Raw genomic sequence first — 17,381 nt, 5'->3', positions numbered from 1 at the left:
CACGGCCCTTACCCCCTCCCGCAAAGAACCGGGAAAGGGTAAGAATGAGGGCAGCGCAAAGGTCACTGGAAGTTAGGGAAGACAGATGCTCGACATCGCACCGACGAAACAGGCGGCCACCTGGCTTGGTTCTTTTGCGCGAGCACTCGAGGCCGGCGACGTCGAGGCCGCAACCAATTTGTTCGTCGAGGACTGCTACTGGCGCGATCTGCTGACCTTCACCTGGAACATCAAGACGATGGAGGGCCGCGCCGCGATCCGCGACATGCTGGCGGCGACGCTGGCAACGACAAAACCTGCCCGGTGGCAGCTCAGCGGCGAAGCGACTTCGGACGAGGGCACGATCGAAGCCTGGTTCGCCTTCGAGACGTCATCGGCGTGGGGGCAAGGCGTCATGCGCCTCAGGGAGGGCAAATGCCGGACGCTGTTTACGGCGATGAGCGATCTCAAGGGGTTGGAGGAGCGCAAGGGCCCGGCGCGGCCGCTGGGCGTCCGCCACAAGGCGGATCCGGAACGCGAGACCTGGCTGGAGGCGAGGCGCCGCGAGGCGCGTGACCTCGGCGTTAGCCAACAGCCCTACTGCCTGGTTATCGGCGGCGGCCAGGGCGGCATCATGCTGGGGGCGCGGCTCAGGCAATTGGGCGTGCCGGCCATCGTCATCGAGAAGAACACCCAGGCCGGCGATTCCTGGCGCAATCGCTACCGCTCGCTCGTGCTGCACGACCCGGTCTGGTACGACCATCTGCCCTACATCCCGTTTCCCGAGAACTGGCCTGTGTTCACGCCCAAGGACAAGATGGGTGACTGGCTGGAGATGTATACGCGCGTCATGGAGCTCAATTACTGGACCTCCACGACATGCGTCAGCGCGTCCTATGACGACGCCGAAAAAATCTGGACGGTCGAGCTCGATCGCGCCGGCGAGCGCATCACGCTGAAGCCCAGGCACATCGTCTTTGCAACCGGTGCTTATGGCCCGCCCAGGCGCATCGACCTGCCGGGCGCCGAGGTCTTCGACGGCGAAATCCTGCATTCCAGCCAGTATTCCAGCGGCGAAAAATTCCGCGGCAAGAAGGTCGCCGTCATCGGCGCGGCAAGTTCCGGCCATGACGTCAGCGTCGATCTCTGGGAGAGCGGCGCTGAGGTGACCATGGTCCAGCGCTCGCCGACGACGGTGGTCAAGTCGGACACGCTGATGGAAATCGGCTTCGAGATCTTCTCGGAAAAGGCACTGGCGCGCGGCATCACCACTGAAAAGGCGGACATGATCGTCGCCTCGACGCCGTTCGCGCTGCTGCCGCAAGGCCAGCGGGCGCTTTACGACATCATCAAGGCGCGCGACGCGGCCTTCTACGATCGCTTGCGCGGCGCCGGCTTCGCCATCGATTTCGGCGACGACGAGACCGGGCTCTTGATGAAGGCCTACCGCACCGGCTCGGGCTTCTACATCGACGTCGGCGCTTGCGACCTGATCATCGACGGCGAGATCGGCATCCGCAGTGGCGTCGGGATCAAGTCGCTGACGCCGACAGGCATCCTCTTCGACGACGGCACCGAACTGGCGGCCGACGCAATCATCGCCTGCACCGGCTATCTCTCGATGAACGAAACCGTGGCGGCGATCGTCTCGCGCGAAGTCGCCGACAAGGTCGGCCCGTGCTGGGGGATTGGCTCGGGCGTGAAAGGCGACCCGGGTCCGTGGCAAGGCGAATTGCGCAACATGTGGAAGCCGACGGCACAGGAAGCGCTGTGGTTCCACGGCGGCAATCTGGCGCTGTCGCGCTTCTATTCGAAGTACGTCGCGCTGCAGATCAAGGCGCGCATGGAAGGCATTGCGACGCCGGTCTATGGAGCGCCGGGGCGGTGACGGCCGATCTCCCCCCTTGAGGGGGAGATGGCCGGCAGGCCAGAGGGGGGCGCCGCGCGTCGAGCGCCAACCTCCATCCGTTGCAGGACGACGAGCCCGGTCGAACCGACCCCCTCTGTCGCCTTCGGCGACATCTCCCCCTCAAGGGGGGAGATCACCCACGCCCGAAATGCCGGCTCGCCACCTCGACATGCGTGTCGTGCGCATGCGCTTCGAAGCGTTCGGTCTCGCCGAGATCGTCCACCGCCTCGTTCGGCCACCAGCTGCCGCCGACCACGATTCCGTCCGAGACCAGCCTTTGCTCGGCGACCAGCGAGGCGCCGACCGAATCGACAAAGGTGAAGCGGCCCGGACGCAGCCGCAACACCGCGATGTCGCCGACCGCACCCACCGCAAGCCTGCCGAGATCGGGCCTGGCGATCGCTTCGGCAGGGCGCTGCGTGGCGGCGCGCAGCACCTCGACCAGCGGCATGCCGAGCGCCAGCAGCTTCGACATGCAGACCAGGATGTCGAAGGCCGGCCCGTCGACGCAGTAGAGATGCACGTCGCTGCTGATCACGTCCGGCGCCAGCCCCTCGCTGAGCATCGCTTTCGCCACTTCGAAATCGAACGAGCCCATGCCGTGGCCGATGTCGAAGATGACGCCGCGCTCGCGCGCCAGCCGCATATCTGGCCGCACCGCCCCCGAGGCGAAGACCGGCGCGTTGGGAAACGGCCGGAAGCAGTGGGTGAGGATGTCGCCCTTGCGCAGCCGCGGCAGCACTTCCGAGCGGCCCGGCGGCGGCTCGTCTATGTGCGCCATCAGCGGCAGGCCGGCTTTGTCGGCGGCTTCGAGCGCGAGATCGACCGGCGCGATGCCGCTGGTGCCGCCGGCATGGCGACCCGAGCGGACCTTGACGCCGACAACCACGTCCGCGTGCTCGCGAGCCGCCGCTACCGTCTCGCGCGGTTCGCAGAGCCGGAGATCGCTACACTCGCCGACCGCCACGGTCTGCGAGAAGCCGAATATGCCGGCAAAGGAAATGTTGACATAGGCCAGGATGCGGACTTTCGAGCACTCGATGACGTGGCGGCGAAAGCCGAGGAAATTGCCGGCGCCGGCACTTCCGGCATCGATGAAGGTGGTGGTGCCGCTCTTTGCGGCGAGCCGGTCGGCATCGACGCCGAGCGACGTGCCGCCCCAATAGACATGGCTGTGCAGGTCGATCAGGCCCGGCGCGACGATGGAGCCCGTGGCATCGATGACGCGGGCGGCACGTTCGAAGGGGATTTCGGTGTCGATCGCGGCGATACGGCCGTCGGCAATCGCCAGATCGCTCTGCGCGTCGAGGCCGGACGCCGGATCGATGAGGCGGCCGCCTTTTATCAGGAGATCGAATTGCATCGCGCCTGTCTCCACTTTCCCGTCAGGCCGGCCTGTAGGCAACGGCCTCGACCTCGATCTTGATGTCGATCATCAGCCGCGACTCCACTGTCGTGCGCGCCGGCGGGTCTTTCGGGAAATGCCTGGCATAGACGGTGTTGAAAATGCCGAAATCGCGGGCGTCTTCGAGCCAGACCGTCGTCTTGACTACGTCGTCGAGGGTACAGCCGGCCAGCGCCAGTGCCGCCTTGACGTTCGACAGCACCTGCTCGGTCTGTTCGGCGATGCCGCCCTTGACCACCAGCCCGTCTGTGCCGACCGGCACCTGGCCTGAGACATAGACGAAATCGCCGGCCCTGACCGCCGGCGACAACGGCACATGGGATTTTCCAAAACACTGCTTGGGCAAGGAGGCCTCCTGTCTAGGTTCTTTGGGTGAACGCGCGGTGCTGCGAGAGATAGGGGGCGGCTGCACGCCATCGATCCACATTTTGAAAGCCTATATCGCTTTGCTGCGGTAACGCCACAACGATCACCGCCCTTGGTGATCCTTCGCGACCCCCTCTGTCCTGCCCTCTTTGCGATCACTTGGCGTCTCCCCCTCTAGTGGGGAGATCGGCAGCTTCGCCGATAGCATCCATTCAGCCACCTTGGAGATTGGCGAAAGCCGCGGTGACATCCAATCTCCCCCTGGAGGGGGAGATGCCCGGCAGGGCAGAGAGGGGGGCGCTGTCCCGACAGCGTCTGGACCCGCGACACCAGCCGGCTCAGCGGTCGATCCGCGTCGACAGGATGATCGACGACGACGTGCGCTCGACTCCGTCCATGGCGCCGATCTGGTCGAGAAGCGTGTCGAGATCCCTGATCGACGGCGCCTCGACGATGACGATCATATCGAAATTGCCGCTGACCGAGTGCAGCGTGCGAACCGGTGCCAGCGCCTGCAGGCTGCGCACCACCTTGTCGGCAAGCTTGGGGGTGACGGTGAGCAGGACATGCGCCCTGACCAGCCCCTGCTCGTAATCCGGCAACAGCCTGACCCCGTAGCCGGCGATGATGCCGCGCTGTTCCAGCCGCTCGATCCGGCTTTGCACCGTTGTTCGTGAGACGCCGAGCCGCCGCGCCAGTTCGGCGGTCGAGGCGCGCGCATTGGTGCGCAGCAGGGAAAGCAGAGCCTGGTCGGCATCGCTGAGCATTTCGACGAACCTTACCGGCACATTGCCCAAAGAGAGGCTGCGTTTCGTACAATCTCACGCTTCCTTTCGACAGGCAAGCTGCGATTCTAACCGTGAATTTAGCATTGGTGCGAGGGACCGGTCATGAAGGAAATCATCGTCGTCGGCGCCGGCAAGATCGGCTCGACCATTGCCGAGATGCTGGCTTCCACGGGCGACTACCATGTCACGCTCATCGACCGCTCGGCGGCGCAGCTCGGCGCGGCCGAACTGTCTGAAACGGTCGAGACGCTGGAACTCGATATCGAAGCCGCCGGCACGCTCGAAGCCGCCTTGGCCGGCAAGTTCGCGGTGCTCAGCGCCGCGCCCTTCCATCTGACCACGCGCATCGCCGAGGCGGCGGCCAGTGCCGGCGTGCATTATCTCGATCTGACCGAGGACGTCGTCAGCACCAGGCGCGTCAAGGAACTGGCGCGTTCCGGCAACAGCGCCTTCATTCCGCAATGCGGGCTGGCGCCGGGCTTCATCTCGATCGTTGCCAACGATCTCGCCAGCCGCTTCGACACGCTGGAAAGCGTGCGCATGCGGGTCGGCGCGCTGCCGCAATACCCGTCGAATGCGCTGAACTACAATCTGACCTGGAGCACCGACGGCGTCATCAACGAATATTGCGAGCCGTGCGAGGCGATCGTCGAAGGCGAGCTTGTCGAAGTGCCGCCGCTGGAGGAGCGTGAAGAATTCTCGCTCGACGGCGTCACCTACGAGGCGTTCAACACCTCGGGCGGGCTGGGCACGCTGGCCGAAACGCTGAAAGGCAGAGTGCGGACGCTGAACTACCGCACCATCCGCTATCCCGGCCATGCCGCGATCATGAAGGCGCTGCTCAACGACCTCGGCCTGCGCCACCGCCGCGACGTGCTGAAGGACATTTTCGAAAGCGCCCTGCCGGCGACGCTGCAGGACGTGGTCATCGTCTTCGTCACCGTCAGCGGCCGCAAGAACGGCCGCCTGCTGCAAGAGACCTACGCCAACAAGATCTACGCCAAGCGCGTCGGCGAAACGGTGCGCAGCGCCATCCAGATCACCACCGCCTCCGCCATCTGCGCGGTGCTCGACATGCTGGCCGACGGCAGCTTGCCGGCCAGGGGCTTCATCAAGCAGGAGGACATCGCCCTCGACGCCTTCCTAGCCAACCGCTTCGGCCGCGCCTATGCGCAGCACGAAATGGTTAGCCGGCTTGCAGGGTGAGCCGCGTAATCTCCCCCCTCGAGGGGGAGATGTCGCCGAAGGCGACAGAGGGGGTCGCCTCGCGTAGAGCGCCAACCTCCATCTGTCGCAAGGGAGGTCGCATCCAGTCGAACCGACCCCCTCTGGCCTGCCGGCCATCTCCCCCTCAAGGGGGGAGAGCGCGAGCCCTCAGACATGCACCGCCCGCCCCAGCGCCTTCAGCGCCGCTTCCGGAAAACCCTCGCCCTGTGTCGGATGGGCATGGATCGTCCCGGCGATATCCTCCAGCGTCGCACCCATCTCCAGCGCCAGCCCAAACGCAGTGGACAGCTCCGACACGCCCTGGCCGACGGCTTGAATGCCAAGCACCAGATGGTTGTCCGCCCGCGCCACTACCCGGACGAATCCGTCCTCGCCCAACTTCGTCATCGCCCGGCCATTGGCGATGAAGGGAAACAGTCCGACCTTGATCTCGCCACGGGTCTTGGCCTCCTCCGGCGACAGGCCTGCGGTGACCAGCTCCGGATCGGTGAAACAGACAGCCGGGATCGCTCGTCTGTCCCAGCTGCGCTTGTGGCCGGCGACGATCTCGGCGACCATTTCGCCTTGCGCCATGGCCCGGTGCGCCAGCATCGGCTCGCCGGTGACGTCGCCAATGGCAAAGATACCACGCATCGAGCTGCGGCACTGGTCGTCGATGCGGATGAAGGATCCGGCCATGTCGAGGTCGATCTGCTCCAACCCCCAGCCTTCGGTCACCGGCTTGCGACCGACCGTGACCAGCACCATGTCGCCGGCAATCTTGCCGTTCTTGCCGCCATTCGTCTCGACCAGCAGCGCGTCGCGCTTAGTGGACAGCCCCTTGGCCTTGGCGTTCACGAGCACCTCGATGCCGAGTTCGGCCAGCCGCTTCACCACCGGCCGGGTCAGTTCCGCATCATATTGCGCCAGCACGCGCGGCAACGCCTCGACTACGGTCACCTTGGCGCCCAGCTTGGCAAAGGCGATGCCGAGTTCCAGCCCGATATAGCCGCCGCCGACCACCGCCAGCCTCTCCGGAACTTCGCTCAGCGCCAGCGCCTCGGTCGACGAAATGACCGGCCCGCCGAACGGCAGCGATGGCAGATCTACCGGCGCCGAGCCGGTCGCTATCACCACAGTTTCGGCTCGGATCACCTGCATGCCGATCTCGGTCTCGACGGCAACGGTCTTGCCGTCGCGAAATGTCGCCCAGCCATGCACCGTCTTCACGCCAGCTTTCTTCAGCAGGCCGGCGACGCCGTTGTTCAGCCGGCTAACGATGCCGTCTTTCCAGGCAATGGTCGCCGCGAGATCAAGCGACGGTGCCGCGACCGTTATGCCGAGTGGACTTTTGCCGCCGGCCATGTGCGAGAGCTTTTCGAACTCTTCGGCTGCATGGATCAGCGCCTTTGACGGGATGCAGCCGACATTGAGGCAAGTGCCGCCCGGTTTGCCTGCCTCGACGATCACTGTGTCGATGCCAAGCTGCCCGGCGCGGATGGCACAGACATAGCCGCCCGGACCGGCGCCGATGACCAGCAGCTTGCAGGAGATTTCCTTCATCATTGCACCTTAGTTCGACGAGCCGGCGGGGCAGCACCCCCCTCTGTCCTGCCGGACATCTCCCCCTCAAGGGGGGAGATTGGCAGCTTTCGCGTTCGGCTTAGTCCTGCAAAGCTGGAGATTGGCGAAAGGCGGGATGACGGCCGATCTCCCCCCTTGAGGGGGAGATGCCCGGTAGGGCAGAGGGGGGCGCGAAGGATCGCTACTGCTCTCATCTCGCGCCCCTGCGATCCTCTGTTCATCTCATCAATCCACAAAAATCAGCGCCGGCGTTTCCAGCAGCGTCTTTATCCGCTGGATGAACACCGCCGCGTCCCAGCCGTCGATGACGCGGTGGTCGAAGCTGGAGGACAGGTTCATCATCTTGCGCGGGATGAACTGGGTACCGTCCCATACCGGCCGCACCATCATCTTGTTGACGCCGACGATCGCCACTTCCGGATGATTGATCACCGGCGTCGTCGCCACGCCGCCCATGGCGCCCAGCGAAGTGATGGTGATGGTCGATCCCGAGAGTTCGTCGCGCGTCGCCGTGCCGGATTTTGCTGCCTCGGCCAGCCTGACAACCTCGGCTGCACAGTCCCAGATGTCGCGCGCCTCGGCGTGCTTGACCACGGGCACCATCAGCCCGGAAGCCGTCTGCGCGGCGATGCCGATATGGACGCCGCCATGCTGGTGGACGATGCCGGCTTCGTCGTCGAACAGTGCGTTGACATTGGGCTGGTCGGCGATTGCCTTGACCATCGCCCGCATCAAGAACGGCAGCAGCGTCAGCTTCGGCCTGTTCCCGCCCGGCCGCTTCTCCTTGTTGAGCGCGGCGCGCAAATCCTCGAGCGCGGTGACGTCGATCTCCTCGACATAGGTGATATGCGGGATGCGCGACTTGGCCAGCGTCATCTTCTCGGCGATCTTTCGCCTGAGCCCGACTATCTTGATGTCCTCGACCGCCTCGTTGCGGGCAAGGCCGGAAACCTTGGCGAGCAGAGGTCCGCGCGCCAGGAAAGCCTCGATGTCCTCATGCTGGATGCGGCCGGCCGGGCCGGTTCCCGGGACCTGCCGAAGGTCGATGCCGGCCTCTTTCGCCCTCAAGCGGACGGCCGGTGAGGCCAGTGGCTTTTCGCCCTCCGGACGCGGCGCGCCGGAGGTCCGCGCAGTACCCCCACCGGCGGCAGTACCCCCACCCCTAACCCCTCCCCACAAGGGAGAGGGGGATTCGCCACCCGCCGCACTTAGTCCCTTATGCGTTGGTGTTTTTTCAGATGATCGTGGAGCGGTCTCGGGTTCGGCCTTGGAGGTTGCGGCACGTCCCCCTCCCCCTTGTGGGGAGGGGTTAGGGGTGGGGGTACTGCGCTCGGTGGGGGTATTCTTGGCGCCCGCCTCAGTGGCCTGCGACGCAGCATCCCTGACATTGCCCTCGCCCGCCACCTTCAACCTGACAATCGGCGAGCCGATCGCCACCGTGTCGCCGATCTCGGCGCCCAACCAGACGATTTCGCCATCGACGGGCGAAGGAATTTCGACCGTCGCCTTGTCGGTCATGACAGCGGCCAGCACGGCATCCTCGCGCACGAGATCGCCGACCTTGACCTGCCATTCGACGAGCTCGGCCTCGGCTACGCCTTCGCCGACATCGGGCAGCTTGATGACATATTCGCCCATCGTTCCCCCTTCAGGCTTCCACCGTTTCGACGAGCGCGCGGCCTAGCCGGGCAGGACCAGGAAAATAGTCCCACTCCTGCGCATGCGGATAGGGCGTGTCCCAGCCGGTGACCCGCGCCACCGGCGCTTCCAGATGGTAGAAGCAGCTCTCCTGAACCAGCGCCGAAAGTTCGGCGCCGAACCCCGATGTCAGCGTCGCCTCGTGCACGATGACGCAGCGCCCCGTCTTGTTGACCGAGGCGACGATCGTCTCGAGATCGAGCGGCAGCAGTGTCCTCAGATCTATGATCTCGGCATCGATGCCGGTCTCCTCGGCTGCCGCCTGGGCGACATAGACCATCGTGCCATAGGCAAGCACGGTGACTGCCGCACCCGGCCGTCGGATCACCGCCTTGCCGAGCGGCACCGTGTAATGGCCGTCGGCGACTTCGCCGAGCTCATGTTTCGACCATGGCGTTACCGGCCGCTCGTGATGACCGTCGAAAGGGCCATTATAAAGCCGCTTCGGTTCCAGGAAGATCACCGGGTCCGGATCCTCTATCGACGCGATCAAAAGGCCCTTGGCGTCATGCGGGTTCGAGGGCACCACGACTTTCAGGCCGGAGACGTGGGTGAACAGCGCCTCCGGGCTCTGGCTGTGGGTCTGGCCACCAAAAATGCCGCCGCCGGTCGGCATCCTGACCACGATCGGGCAGGTGAAATCACCGTTCGACCGGTAGCGCAGCCGCGCCGCTTCCGAGACGATCTGATCGTAGGCCGGATAAACATAGTCGGCAAACTGCACCTCGACGCAAGGCTTCAGCCCGTAGGCGGCCATGCCGATAGCCGCGCCGACAATGCCGGATTCGCTGATCGGCGCATCGAAGCAGCGGCTCTTGCCGTATTTCGCCTGCAGGCCCTGGGTGCAGCGGAAGACGCCGCCGAAGAAGCCGACATCCTCGCCGAACACGATGACGCGCTCGTCGCGCGCCATCGACACGTCCATGGCGTCGCGGATCGCCTCGATCATGGTCCGCCGCGGCATGGTCAGACCCCTGCGTGTTGGCGCTGGCGCCTGAGATGCGGCGGCATCTCGGCATAGACGCCCTCGAACATGTCGCGCGCCGAGGGCTTGCCGCCGGCATGCAGCGTGCCATGGCGCTCGGCCTCCCGCTGCGCCGAAATCACCGTGTCGAGGATTTCGGCCTCGGCCTGGGCGTGGCGTTCGTCCGACCAGACGCCGCGCTGGATGAGATGGTTCTTCAGCCTGACGATCGGGTCGCCGAGCGGCCAGGCATCGGACTCGGCCTTCGGCCGGTAGGCCGACGGGTCGTCGGAGCTCGAATGGGCGCCGACGCGGTAAGTGACGTATTCGACCAGCGTCGGCCCGAGATTGCTGCGCGCCCGTTCCGCCGCCCATTTGGCCACCGCATGGACGGCGAGATAGTCGTTGCCGTCGACGCGCAGCGACGGAATACCGAAGCCGAGCCCACGGGCGGCAAACGTGCCGGAACCGCCGCGGGCGATGCCCTGGAAGGTCGAGATCGCCCACTGGTTGTTGACGACGTTGAGCACGACCGGCGCCTTGTAGGTCGAGGCGAACACCAGCGCCGAATGGAAGTCGGACTCGGCAGTCGAGCCGTCGCCGATCCAGGCGGCGGCGATCTTCTGGTCATTGCTGATCGCCGAGGCCATCGCCCAGCCGACCGCCTGGATGTACTGCGTCGCCAGATTGCCGGAGATCGAGAAGAAGCCGTGCTCCTTCGACGAATACATGATCGGCAATTGCCGCCCTTTCAGCGGATCGGCCTCGTTCGAATAGATCTGGTTCATCATCGTGACCATCGGGTAGCCGTCGGCGATGAGCAGGCCTGCCTGCCGATAGGTCGGAAAATTCATGTCGCCCCGCGACAGCGCCTTGCGGAAGGCGCAGCTCACCGCCTCTTCGCCGAGATGCTGCATGTAGAAAGAGGTCTTGCCCTGGCGCTGCGCCATCTGCATGCGCGCATCGAAGCTGCGCAGCGTCATCATATGGCGCAGCCCCTCCAGCAGTTCCTCGTCGGAAAGCAGGCCGGCCCACGGCCCGACAGCCTCGCCGGCGCGGTTGAGCACGCGAATGATCGAGAACGCCAGATCGCGGATGTCGCGCGGGTCGACGTCGATCTTCGGGCGCGGCACCGAGCCAGCTTTTGGAATGCTCACATTGGAGAAATCCGGCGTCCCGCCCGGCCGCACTTCCGGTTCCGGAACATGGAAGCGCAGCATTCCGGCATCGGCCATGATCTCGGTCCTCCACTGTTGCCCGGCTAGGATATTTGCACACCGCCAGACCAGTGCCAATTCGTCGGGCGAGGCTTCGCTGCCGCTGGCTGCTGCCCGCGGCAGACAGGATGGAGATATGTCGGCGAAATTTCTTGTCGATCTTCCGGATCGGCGCGCAATTTGGGAGATGATTGCGCCGGGTTTCCCGCCAGATAAGGCAATGCGTCGGGTTGGTCGGCGCGAGCACCTCCTTCTCCCCTTGTGGGAGAAGGTGGCCGAGCGAAGCTCGGTCGGATGAGGGGTGTTCCAGCTTGGCATCGACAGCACTCCGGCCGGCACCCCTCAACCGTCTTGGAGCTACGCGCCAATTCACCTTCTCCCACAAGGGGGAGAAGGAAAGGAGGGCGGCGCCGTTCACCCCGCGCCCGCGTCATGCTAATCAGCGCCTATGGCACAAAAGAAAGCATACGAGGTCGATGCATGGCTCGCGAAGCCGGATCCGCGCGTCTCGATCGTGCTGCTTTACGGTCCCGATCGCGGGCTGGTTGCCGAGCGGGCAAAGGCCTTTGCCGGCAAGACCGGCCTGCCGCTTGACGATCCGTTCTCGGTCGTCAGGCTGGACGGATCGGAAGTCGATCGCGACGAGGGCCGCCTGCTCGACGAGGCCCGCACCGTGCCGATGTTTTCGGAGCGGCGCCTGCTATGGGTGCGCAATGCCGGCGCTCAGAAGGCGCTTGCCGATGACGTCAAGGCGCTGACGTCGGAGCCCGCGCGGGACGCGATCATTCTCATCGAGGCCGGCGACTTGAAGAAGGGTGTCGGCCTGCGCGCCGTGGTGGAGGCGGCGGACAATGCCATGGCATTGCCTTGCTATGCCGATGAGGCCAGGGATATCGATACGGTCATCGACGACGAACTGCGCAAGGCCGGCATGTCGATGACACTGGAGGCGCGGCAGGCGCTGCGCCGCAATCTCGGCGGCGACCGGCTGGCCTCGCGCGGCGAGATCGAAAAGCTGGTGCTTTACGCGCATGGCCAGGCCGAAATCGGCCTCGACGACGTCAAGGCGACGTCTGGCGATGTCTCGGGCCTCTCCTTCGATGCGGCGGTCGACGCCCTGCTCGAAGGCAGGATCGCCGACTTCGATACCGCCTTCACCCGCCATTGCCAGTCCGGCGGCCAGCCCTTTCTGGTACTTTCATCGGCGATGCGGCAGTTGCAGGCGATCCAGGCGATGCGCGGCCAGATGGACGCCGGCGGCCGCAATGCCGCTTCGGTCGTAGCCGCGGCGCGCCCGCCGGTTTTTTTTTCGCGGCGCAAGCTGGTCGAGAAAGCCCTCGAACGGTGGAGCAGCGAAGCGCTCGGCCGCGCCCTCAACCGCCTGCAGACGGCGATCCTGCAGACACGCCGGCGGCCGGATCTGTCGGTCGCGCTGGCACGCCAGGCCCTGCTCGGCATTACCGTGGAGAGTGCCAGGCTGGCGCAGCGCACCTAATCTCCCCCCTTGAGGGGGAGATGTCGCCAAAGGCGACAGAGGGGGTCACAGCGCGTAGAACACCAGCCCCTTCCGCGAAGACAGAGGACGTGGGCGCTTGAAATTTGACGACCCCTTCTGGCCTGCCGGCCATCTCCCCCTCAAGGGGGGAGATTAACTACTTCGACGATTTCGCCAATCACCGCGCGGCAGCAAAACGTTATTTGCCGGCTAATTTTAGCAACCTACCTACTCCCGCTTCAGCCTTCGGCAAAGCTCGTCGAGCTGCTCCAGTGTCCGGTAGGCGACGCTGATCACGCCGCCGCGCTGGTTGTGCTCGATCGTGACGATCATGCCGATCGTGCTGGTCATCAGCCGCTCCAGCGCCAGCGTGTCGGCATCCTTTTGCGGCGGTGCGGCGGGCTGGCGTTTTGCCGCCGGCGCGCCGACCGGCAGCTGCGCCAAGGCCTCGGCCTGGCGCACCGAAAGCCCCTCATCGATGATCCGCTTGGCAAGTCCGGCCGGGTCGTCGGCCGTCACCAGGGTACGGGCGTGGCCGGCCGAGAGCGCGCCGTCGACCAGCATGTCGCGAATGACGTCGGGCAGCTTCAGCAGCCTCAGCGTATTGGCGACATGGCTGCGGCTCTTGCCGATCACCTGGCCGAGATCGGCTTGGGTATAGCCGTGGTCGTCGATCAGTTGCTGGTAGCCCAGCGCCTCCTCAACCGGGTTGAGGTCGGTGCGCTGGACGTTTTCGATGATCGCCAGCTCGAGCGCCGTGCGATCGTTGACGTCGCGCACGATGATCGGGATATCGGTCAGCCCGGCGCGTTGCGCCGCACGCCAACGACGCTCGCCTGCGATGATCTCGTAGCGGCCCGTTTGGGTTTTCGACGGCCGCGCCACCACCGGCTGCACCACGCCATGTTCGCGGATCGACTGGGCGAGGTCGGTCAGGTCGGCGTCGCCAAAATGCCGGCGCGGGTTTTTCGGGTTAGGGCTGAGGAACTCGATCGGCACCTTGCCGTCGGCCGCCAGGCCCGGCTTTTCCGGTGCCGCCGGGCGATCGATTTCGCCGATCAGCGCCGCCAGTCCCCGGCCCAGTCTTTTTCTCGAAGGGTCTTCGTTCATCGTCCGTCCAGATCGTTTCGGTATCGAATCGGGTTTATTGTTTACAACGGTTAAGCGGCACGCAATTTGCGCTCGCGGCGGATGACTTCCGAAGCAAGCTGCAGATAGGCCTGGCTGCCCGAACATTTGAGGTCGTAGAGAATCGCCGGTTTGCCGTAGGACGGCGCCTCGGAAACGCGGACATTGCGCGGGATGACGGTTTCATAGACCTTGTCGCCCATATGCGCCCGCACATCCTGCACCACCTGGTTGGCGAGATTGTTGCGCCCGTCGAACATGGTCAGCACGATGCCCTGGATCGTCAGGTCGGGGTTGATCGAGCGGCGCACCTGCTCGACCGTCTCCAAAAGCTGGCTCAGGCCCTCCAGCGCGAAAAACTCGCACTGCAGCGGCACCAGCACCGAATCGGCCGCAGCCATCGAATTCAGTGTCAGCAGGTTGAGCGACGGCGGGCAGTCGATCAGCACATAGCCGAAATTGGCCGAGCGCTCGGCCGAAGCCCGTAGAGCGTTGCGCAGCCGCAGCACCCGATCCGGCGCCGAGGCGATTTCCATCTCGATGCCGAGCAGGTCGAGCGTCGACGGTACGATCGACAGGCCAGGCACCGCCGTTGGGATCGCCGCCGCTTCGAGATCTAGCTCGCCGGTCAGCACATCATAGGACGAGACGGTGCGGTCGCGCCGGTCGATGCCAAGCCCGGTGCTGGCATTGCCCTGCGGGTCGAGATCGACGATCAGCACCTGTTCGCCTATGGCGGCGAGCGCCGTGGCCAGATTGATGGCGGTCGTCGTCTTGCCGACGCCGCCCTTCTGGTTGGCGACGGTGATGATTCGGGGGCCGTTCTTCATCATGGGTCTATGCCAGAAATTCATTTGGGTCGCCGGTCACAAGCCAGGGTGCTGTCGCAAGTCGGATACTTCGAGAATGACGCCCTGCGCGTCGGTTGCACTGGCATGTTCTACCAGATCGAAAGACCATCGTTGAGCGCTTTCTGCCACTTCGGCGCGGTAATCCCGGCCTTTGTGAAACAGGCCGCGCGACCCCTTGGTCAGCCACGGTGCCGCCAGGTCGAGCAAGTCGGGCAGCGAGGCGAGTGCCCTGGCTGTGACGATTTGCGGTGCAGGAACAAGAGGATAGCTGTCGTCGATGCGGCGCGCGATAACCTTGGCGGGCAGGCTGAACTGTCCGATGACCGCTTGCAGGAACGATGCTTTTTTCCGGTTGCTTTCAACCAGGTCGATACCGGCGCCGTCCCGCTCGGCAAGCAAAAAGGCCAGCACAAGGCCGGGAAACCCACCGCCGGAGCCGAGATCGACCCAGCGCTTCGCCTCTGGTTTGATTCGCGCCAGCTGCGCGCTGTCGAGGATGTGGCGGCGCCAGACATCGTCCTGCGTCGATTGCGCGGCCAGATTGATCCGGCGGTTCCATTTCTGGAAGACGGCCTCGAACTCAACCAGGCGATCGAATGTTTCACGTGAAACCGGGCCCGCTGCCGCCTGCAGGTTTGCCCAGGACGCAGCGCTCACGCGACCTGCTTTCGCGCGGCCGCCTCGGCATTGCGGACATGGGCGACAATAATCGCCAGCGCCGCCGGCGTCATGCCTTCCATGCGTTGCGCATCGGCAATCGAGCGCGGCTGGCGTGCCAGCATCTTCTGCTTCAACTCGTTCGACAGGCCGGGAACAGAAGCAAAGTCGAGCGACTCGGGAATAAGCCTGCTCTCCTCATGCCTGATCTGCGAAACATCGGCCTGCTGGCGGTCGAGATAGACAGAATATTTGGCTTCCGTTTCAAGACGTTCGGCCGTTTTGCTGTCGATCGCGGCGAAAGCCGGCTCGATGCGCACCAACCAGGCGATGTCGACGCCGGGATAGGCCAGCAACTCATAGGCCGAGCGACGGACGCCGTCCCGGTTGATTTCGAGCCCATGGCGCGCTGCCTCATTGGGGGTCATGGTGGTGCCGAGGGCGAGCTGTCGCGCCTTCTCAAGGTCTTGCATACCATTGTTGAACCGCTGCATCCGCTCCGGCGAGGCAATCCCCAGCCTTATCGCCAGTGGCGTCAGCCGCTCATCGGCGTTGTCGGCTCGCAGCGATAGCCGGAACTCGGCCCTTGAGGTGAACATGCGGTACGGCTCGGCGATGCCGCGGCTGGTCAAATCGTCGACCATCACGCCGATATAGGCTTCGGTGCGGCTCAGCACGATTTCCTCGCTCGCCGACGCCTTGCGCGCTGCATTCAAGCCGGCAAGCAGCCCTTGCGCGCCGGCCTCCTCGTAGCCGGTGGTACCGTTGATCTGGCCGGCGAGGAAAAGGCCGGCGATCCGCCTGGTTTCCAGCGTCGGCTTGAGCTCGCGTGGATCGACATGGTCATACTCGATGGCATAGCCCGGCTGCAGCATGGTTGCCCGCTCCAGCCCCGGAATGGTCTTCAGGATGTCGAGTTGCACGTCCTCGGGCAGCGAGGTCGAAATGCCGTTCGGGTACACCGTGTCGTCGTCCAGCCCTTCCGGCTCCAGAAATATCTGGTGGCCTTCGCGGTCACCGAACTTGACGATCTTGTCTTCGATCGACGGGCAATAACGCGGCCCGACGCCTTCGATCGACCCCGAATACATGGCCGAGCGGCCGAGATTGGCGCGAATCAGCTCGTGCGTTGCATTGGTCGTTCGGGTAATGCCGCATTGGATCTGCGGATTTTCGATGCGATCGGTCAGCAGCGAGAACGGCACGGGGTCCTCGTCCGCCGCCTGGCTCTCCAGTGACGCCCAATCGATCGTCCTGCCGTCCAGCCGCGGCGGCGTGCCGGTCTTCAGCCGCCCGAGCCTGAAGCCGGCCCGGCTCATCGTCGCCGACAGGCTGATGCTCGCCTGCTCGTTCATGCGGCCGGCGACGATCTTTTTTTCGCCGATATGGATCAGCCCGCGCAAAAAAGTCCCGGTCGTCAGCACCACGGCGCCGCAGGCGAGCCGGCTTCCATCCGCCAATAGCACCGCCGCGATGCGTCCGTCGTCGATTTCCCCGTTGTTGATTTCGAAATCCAGCACCTCGCCTTCGATGACATCGAGGCCAGCCTGCTGGCGGATTGCCGCCTGCATGGCGACGCGATAGAGTTTTCGGTCGGCCTGCGTTCGCGGACCACGCACCGCTGGCCCCTTGCGGCGGTTGAGCAGGCGGAACTGGATGCCGGCGGCATCGGCGACGCGCCCCATCAGCCCGTCCATGGCGTCGATCTCGCGAACCAGATGGCCCTTGCCGAGGCCGCCGATCGCCGGATTGCAAGACATCACGCCGATCGTGTCGAAGCGCAGCGTCACCAGCGCCGTCCTGGCGCCAGCCCGCGCAGCGGCACTGGCTGCCTCGCAACCAGCATGACCGCCGCCCACCACAACCACATCATAGTGATTGGTCATTTCAGAATCCCGAATTCAAGTGGACCGACACATGTCCCTGGAGGCCCGCGCTGTCAAGAACGCAGGGCGCTTCAGACGCATGACTGCCCCCGACAATGCAGACAGAGATCGCCTGGCGCCGTTTTGTCTTCCCTTCTCCCCTTGTGAGACCTTTGCACGGGGAAGCGAAATCCTGGTTGGTGAGTTAATGGGGCTTTTTTGAAAGCCGGGAAAGCAGTTTTCGACGGCTTGGCATGGCATCGAACGGC

General features: G+C 64.8%; 14 protein-coding genes. 3 read left to right on the top strand and 11 right to left on the bottom strand.

What is annotated here, in order from left to right; genetic code table 11:
* Window positions 1-85: 85 nt before the first annotated feature.
* Window positions 86-1,867, top strand: coding sequence for an NAD(P)-binding domain-containing protein (locus tag NKI29_RS21075; RefSeq protein WP_352724406.1), 1,782 nt, complete (start codon window positions 86-88; stop codon window positions 1,865-1,867).
* Window positions 1,868-2,021: 154 nt separating this feature from the next.
* Here the strand turns inward: NKI29_RS21075 and NKI29_RS21070 are convergent, their stop codons facing one another.
* The 3 genes from NKI29_RS21070 to NKI29_RS21060 all read right to left on the bottom strand — a co-directional run bounded on the left by NKI29_RS21070 (window position 2,022) and on the right by NKI29_RS21060 (window position 4,426).
* Window positions 2,022-3,251: an amidohydrolase/deacetylase family metallohydrolase gene (locus NKI29_RS21070; protein WP_352797154.1), complete on the bottom strand. Its 1,230-nt coding sequence runs from the start codon at window positions 3,249-3,251 to the stop codon at window positions 2,022-2,024.
* 22 nt (window positions 3,252-3,273) lie between these two features.
* Complete coding sequence (locus NKI29_RS21065; RefSeq protein WP_023675940.1) at window positions 3,274-3,639, bottom strand: RidA family protein; 366 nt, start codon at window positions 3,637-3,639, stop codon at window positions 3,274-3,276.
* 358 nt (window positions 3,640-3,997) lie between these two features.
* The gene (locus NKI29_RS21060) at window positions 3,998-4,426 is read right to left on the bottom strand and encodes an Lrp/AsnC family transcriptional regulator (protein WP_023675939.1); all 429 of its coding nucleotides are present in this window, start codon (window positions 4,424-4,426) and stop codon (window positions 3,998-4,000) included.
* Between the two features lie 123 nt (window positions 4,427-4,549).
* Between NKI29_RS21060 and NKI29_RS21055 the strand changes: the two genes are divergently transcribed.
* Complete coding sequence (locus tag NKI29_RS21055; protein WP_023675938.1) at window positions 4,550-5,653, top strand: saccharopine dehydrogenase family protein; 1,104 nt, start codon at window positions 4,550-4,552, stop codon at window positions 5,651-5,653.
* Window positions 5,654-5,821: 168 nt separating this feature from the next.
* Here NKI29_RS21055 and lpdA read toward each other — a convergent pair whose 3' ends face one another.
* The 4 genes from lpdA to NKI29_RS21035 all read right to left on the bottom strand — a co-directional run bounded on the left by lpdA (window position 5,822) and on the right by NKI29_RS21035 (window position 11,134).
* Entirely contained in the window at window positions 5,822-7,216 is a 1,395-nt protein-coding gene (gene lpdA / locus NKI29_RS21050; protein WP_023675937.1) for a dihydrolipoyl dehydrogenase, read from the bottom strand.
* 246 nt (window positions 7,217-7,462) lie between these two features.
* On the bottom strand, window positions 7,463-8,875 hold the full coding sequence (locus tag NKI29_RS21045; protein ID WP_023675936.1) for a dihydrolipoamide acetyltransferase family protein: 1,413 nt from the start codon (window positions 8,873-8,875) through the stop codon (window positions 7,463-7,465).
* A gap of 10 nt (window positions 8,876-8,885) precedes the next feature.
* Window positions 8,886-9,899 (bottom strand): alpha-ketoacid dehydrogenase subunit beta, encoded by a 1,014-nt coding sequence (locus NKI29_RS21040; RefSeq protein ID WP_023675935.1) that lies wholly within the window; start codon window positions 9,897-9,899, stop codon window positions 8,886-8,888.
* 2 nt (window positions 9,900-9,901) lie between these two features.
* A complete protein-coding gene (locus tag NKI29_RS21035; protein WP_023675934.1) occupies window positions 9,902-11,134 on the bottom strand; it encodes a 3-methyl-2-oxobutanoate dehydrogenase (2-methylpropanoyl-transferring) subunit alpha in 1,233 nt (410 codons plus the stop codon).
* A 430-nt stretch (window positions 11,135-11,564) separates the two neighbouring features.
* Here NKI29_RS21035 and holA point away from each other — a divergent pair, with 430 nt between their 5' ends.
* Window positions 11,565-12,611 (top strand): DNA polymerase III subunit delta, encoded by a 1,047-nt coding sequence (holA, locus tag NKI29_RS21030; protein ID WP_023675932.1) that lies wholly within the window; start codon window positions 11,565-11,567, stop codon window positions 12,609-12,611.
* Between the two features lie 228 nt (window positions 12,612-12,839).
* On the opposite strand, the gene NKI29_RS21025 is transcribed toward holA, so the two are convergent.
* The 4 genes from NKI29_RS21025 to mnmG are packed head-to-tail and all read right to left on the bottom strand — an operon-like array spanning window position 12,840 to window position 17,133.
* Window positions 12,840-13,721 carry a ParB/RepB/Spo0J family partition protein gene (locus NKI29_RS21025; protein ID WP_352570097.1) on the bottom strand — a complete coding sequence of 294 codons (882 nt, stop codon included), beginning with the start codon at window positions 13,719-13,721 and terminating at the stop codon, window positions 12,840-12,842.
* 50 nt (window positions 13,722-13,771) lie between these two features.
* Window positions 13,772-14,572 carry a ParA family protein gene (locus NKI29_RS21020; RefSeq protein WP_084642633.1) on the bottom strand — a complete coding sequence of 267 codons (801 nt, stop codon included), beginning with the start codon at window positions 14,570-14,572 and terminating at the stop codon, window positions 13,772-13,774.
* A 33-nt stretch (window positions 14,573-14,605) separates the two neighbouring features.
* The gene (gene rsmG, locus NKI29_RS21015) at window positions 14,606-15,247 is read right to left on the bottom strand and encodes a 16S rRNA (guanine(527)-N(7))-methyltransferase RsmG (protein WP_352570098.1); all 642 of its coding nucleotides are present in this window, start codon (window positions 15,245-15,247) and stop codon (window positions 14,606-14,608) included.
* Window positions 15,244-17,133, bottom strand: coding sequence for a tRNA uridine-5-carboxymethylaminomethyl(34) synthesis enzyme MnmG (mnmG, locus tag NKI29_RS21010; RefSeq protein ID WP_352797151.1), 1,890 nt, complete (start codon window positions 17,131-17,133; stop codon window positions 15,244-15,246). Before mnmG ends, rsmG begins: the two co-directional genes overlap by 4 nt.
* Between the last annotated feature and the right edge of the window lie 248 nt (window positions 17,134-17,381).

The sequence above is a fragment of the Mesorhizobium sp. M0678 genome (genome assembly GCF_040320505.1).
Taxonomy (GTDB): Bacteria; Pseudomonadota; Alphaproteobacteria; order Rhizobiales; family Rhizobiaceae; genus Mesorhizobium.
The sequence above is the reverse complement of the archived record's forward strand: the minus strand, read 5'-3'. Positions and strand labels throughout refer to the sequence as shown.

What these genes read in the sequence shown, in the direction of transcription:
- NKI29_RS21075 (WP_352724406.1), top strand. Translation starts at nt 86, where the DNA reads ATGCTCGACATCGCACCGACGAAACAGGCGGCCACCTGGCTTGGTTCT.
- NKI29_RS21070 (WP_352797154.1), bottom strand. Translation starts at nt 3,251, where the DNA reads ATGCAATTCGATCTCCTGATAAAAGGCGGCCGCCTCATCGATCCGGCG.
- NKI29_RS21060 (WP_023675939.1), bottom strand. Translation starts at nt 4,426, where the DNA reads ATGCTCAGCGATGCCGACCAGGCTCTGCTTTCCCTGCTGCGCACCAAT.
- NKI29_RS21055 (WP_023675938.1), top strand. Translation starts at nt 4,550, where the DNA reads ATGAAGGAAATCATCGTCGTCGGCGCCGGCAAGATCGGCTCGACCATT.
- lpdA (WP_023675937.1), bottom strand. Translation starts at nt 7,216, where the DNA reads ATGAAGGAAATCTCCTGCAAGCTGCTGGTCATCGGCGCCGGTCCGGGC.
- NKI29_RS21045 (WP_023675936.1), bottom strand. Translation starts at nt 8,875, where the DNA reads ATGGGCGAATATGTCATCAAGCTGCCCGATGTCGGCGAAGGCGTAGCC.
- NKI29_RS21040 (WP_023675935.1), bottom strand. Translation starts at nt 9,899, where the DNA reads ATGCCGCGGCGGACCATGATCGAGGCGATCCGCGACGCCATGGACGTG.
- NKI29_RS21035 (WP_023675934.1), bottom strand. Translation starts at nt 11,134, where the DNA reads ATGGCCGATGCCGGAATGCTGCGCTTCCATGTTCCGGAACCGGAAGTG.
- holA (WP_023675932.1), top strand. Translation starts at nt 11,565, where the DNA reads ATGGCACAAAAGAAAGCATACGAGGTCGATGCATGGCTCGCGAAGCCG.
- NKI29_RS21025 (WP_352570097.1), bottom strand. Translation starts at nt 13,721, where the DNA reads ATGAACGAAGACCCTTCGAGAAAAAGACTGGGCCGGGGACTGGCGGCG.
- NKI29_RS21020 (WP_084642633.1), bottom strand. Translation starts at nt 14,572, where the DNA reads ATGATGAAGAACGGCCCCCGAATCATCACCGTCGCCAACCAGAAGGGC.
- mnmG (WP_352797151.1), bottom strand. Translation starts at nt 17,133, where the DNA reads ATGACCAATCACTATGATGTGGTTGTGGTGGGCGGCGGTCATGCTGGT.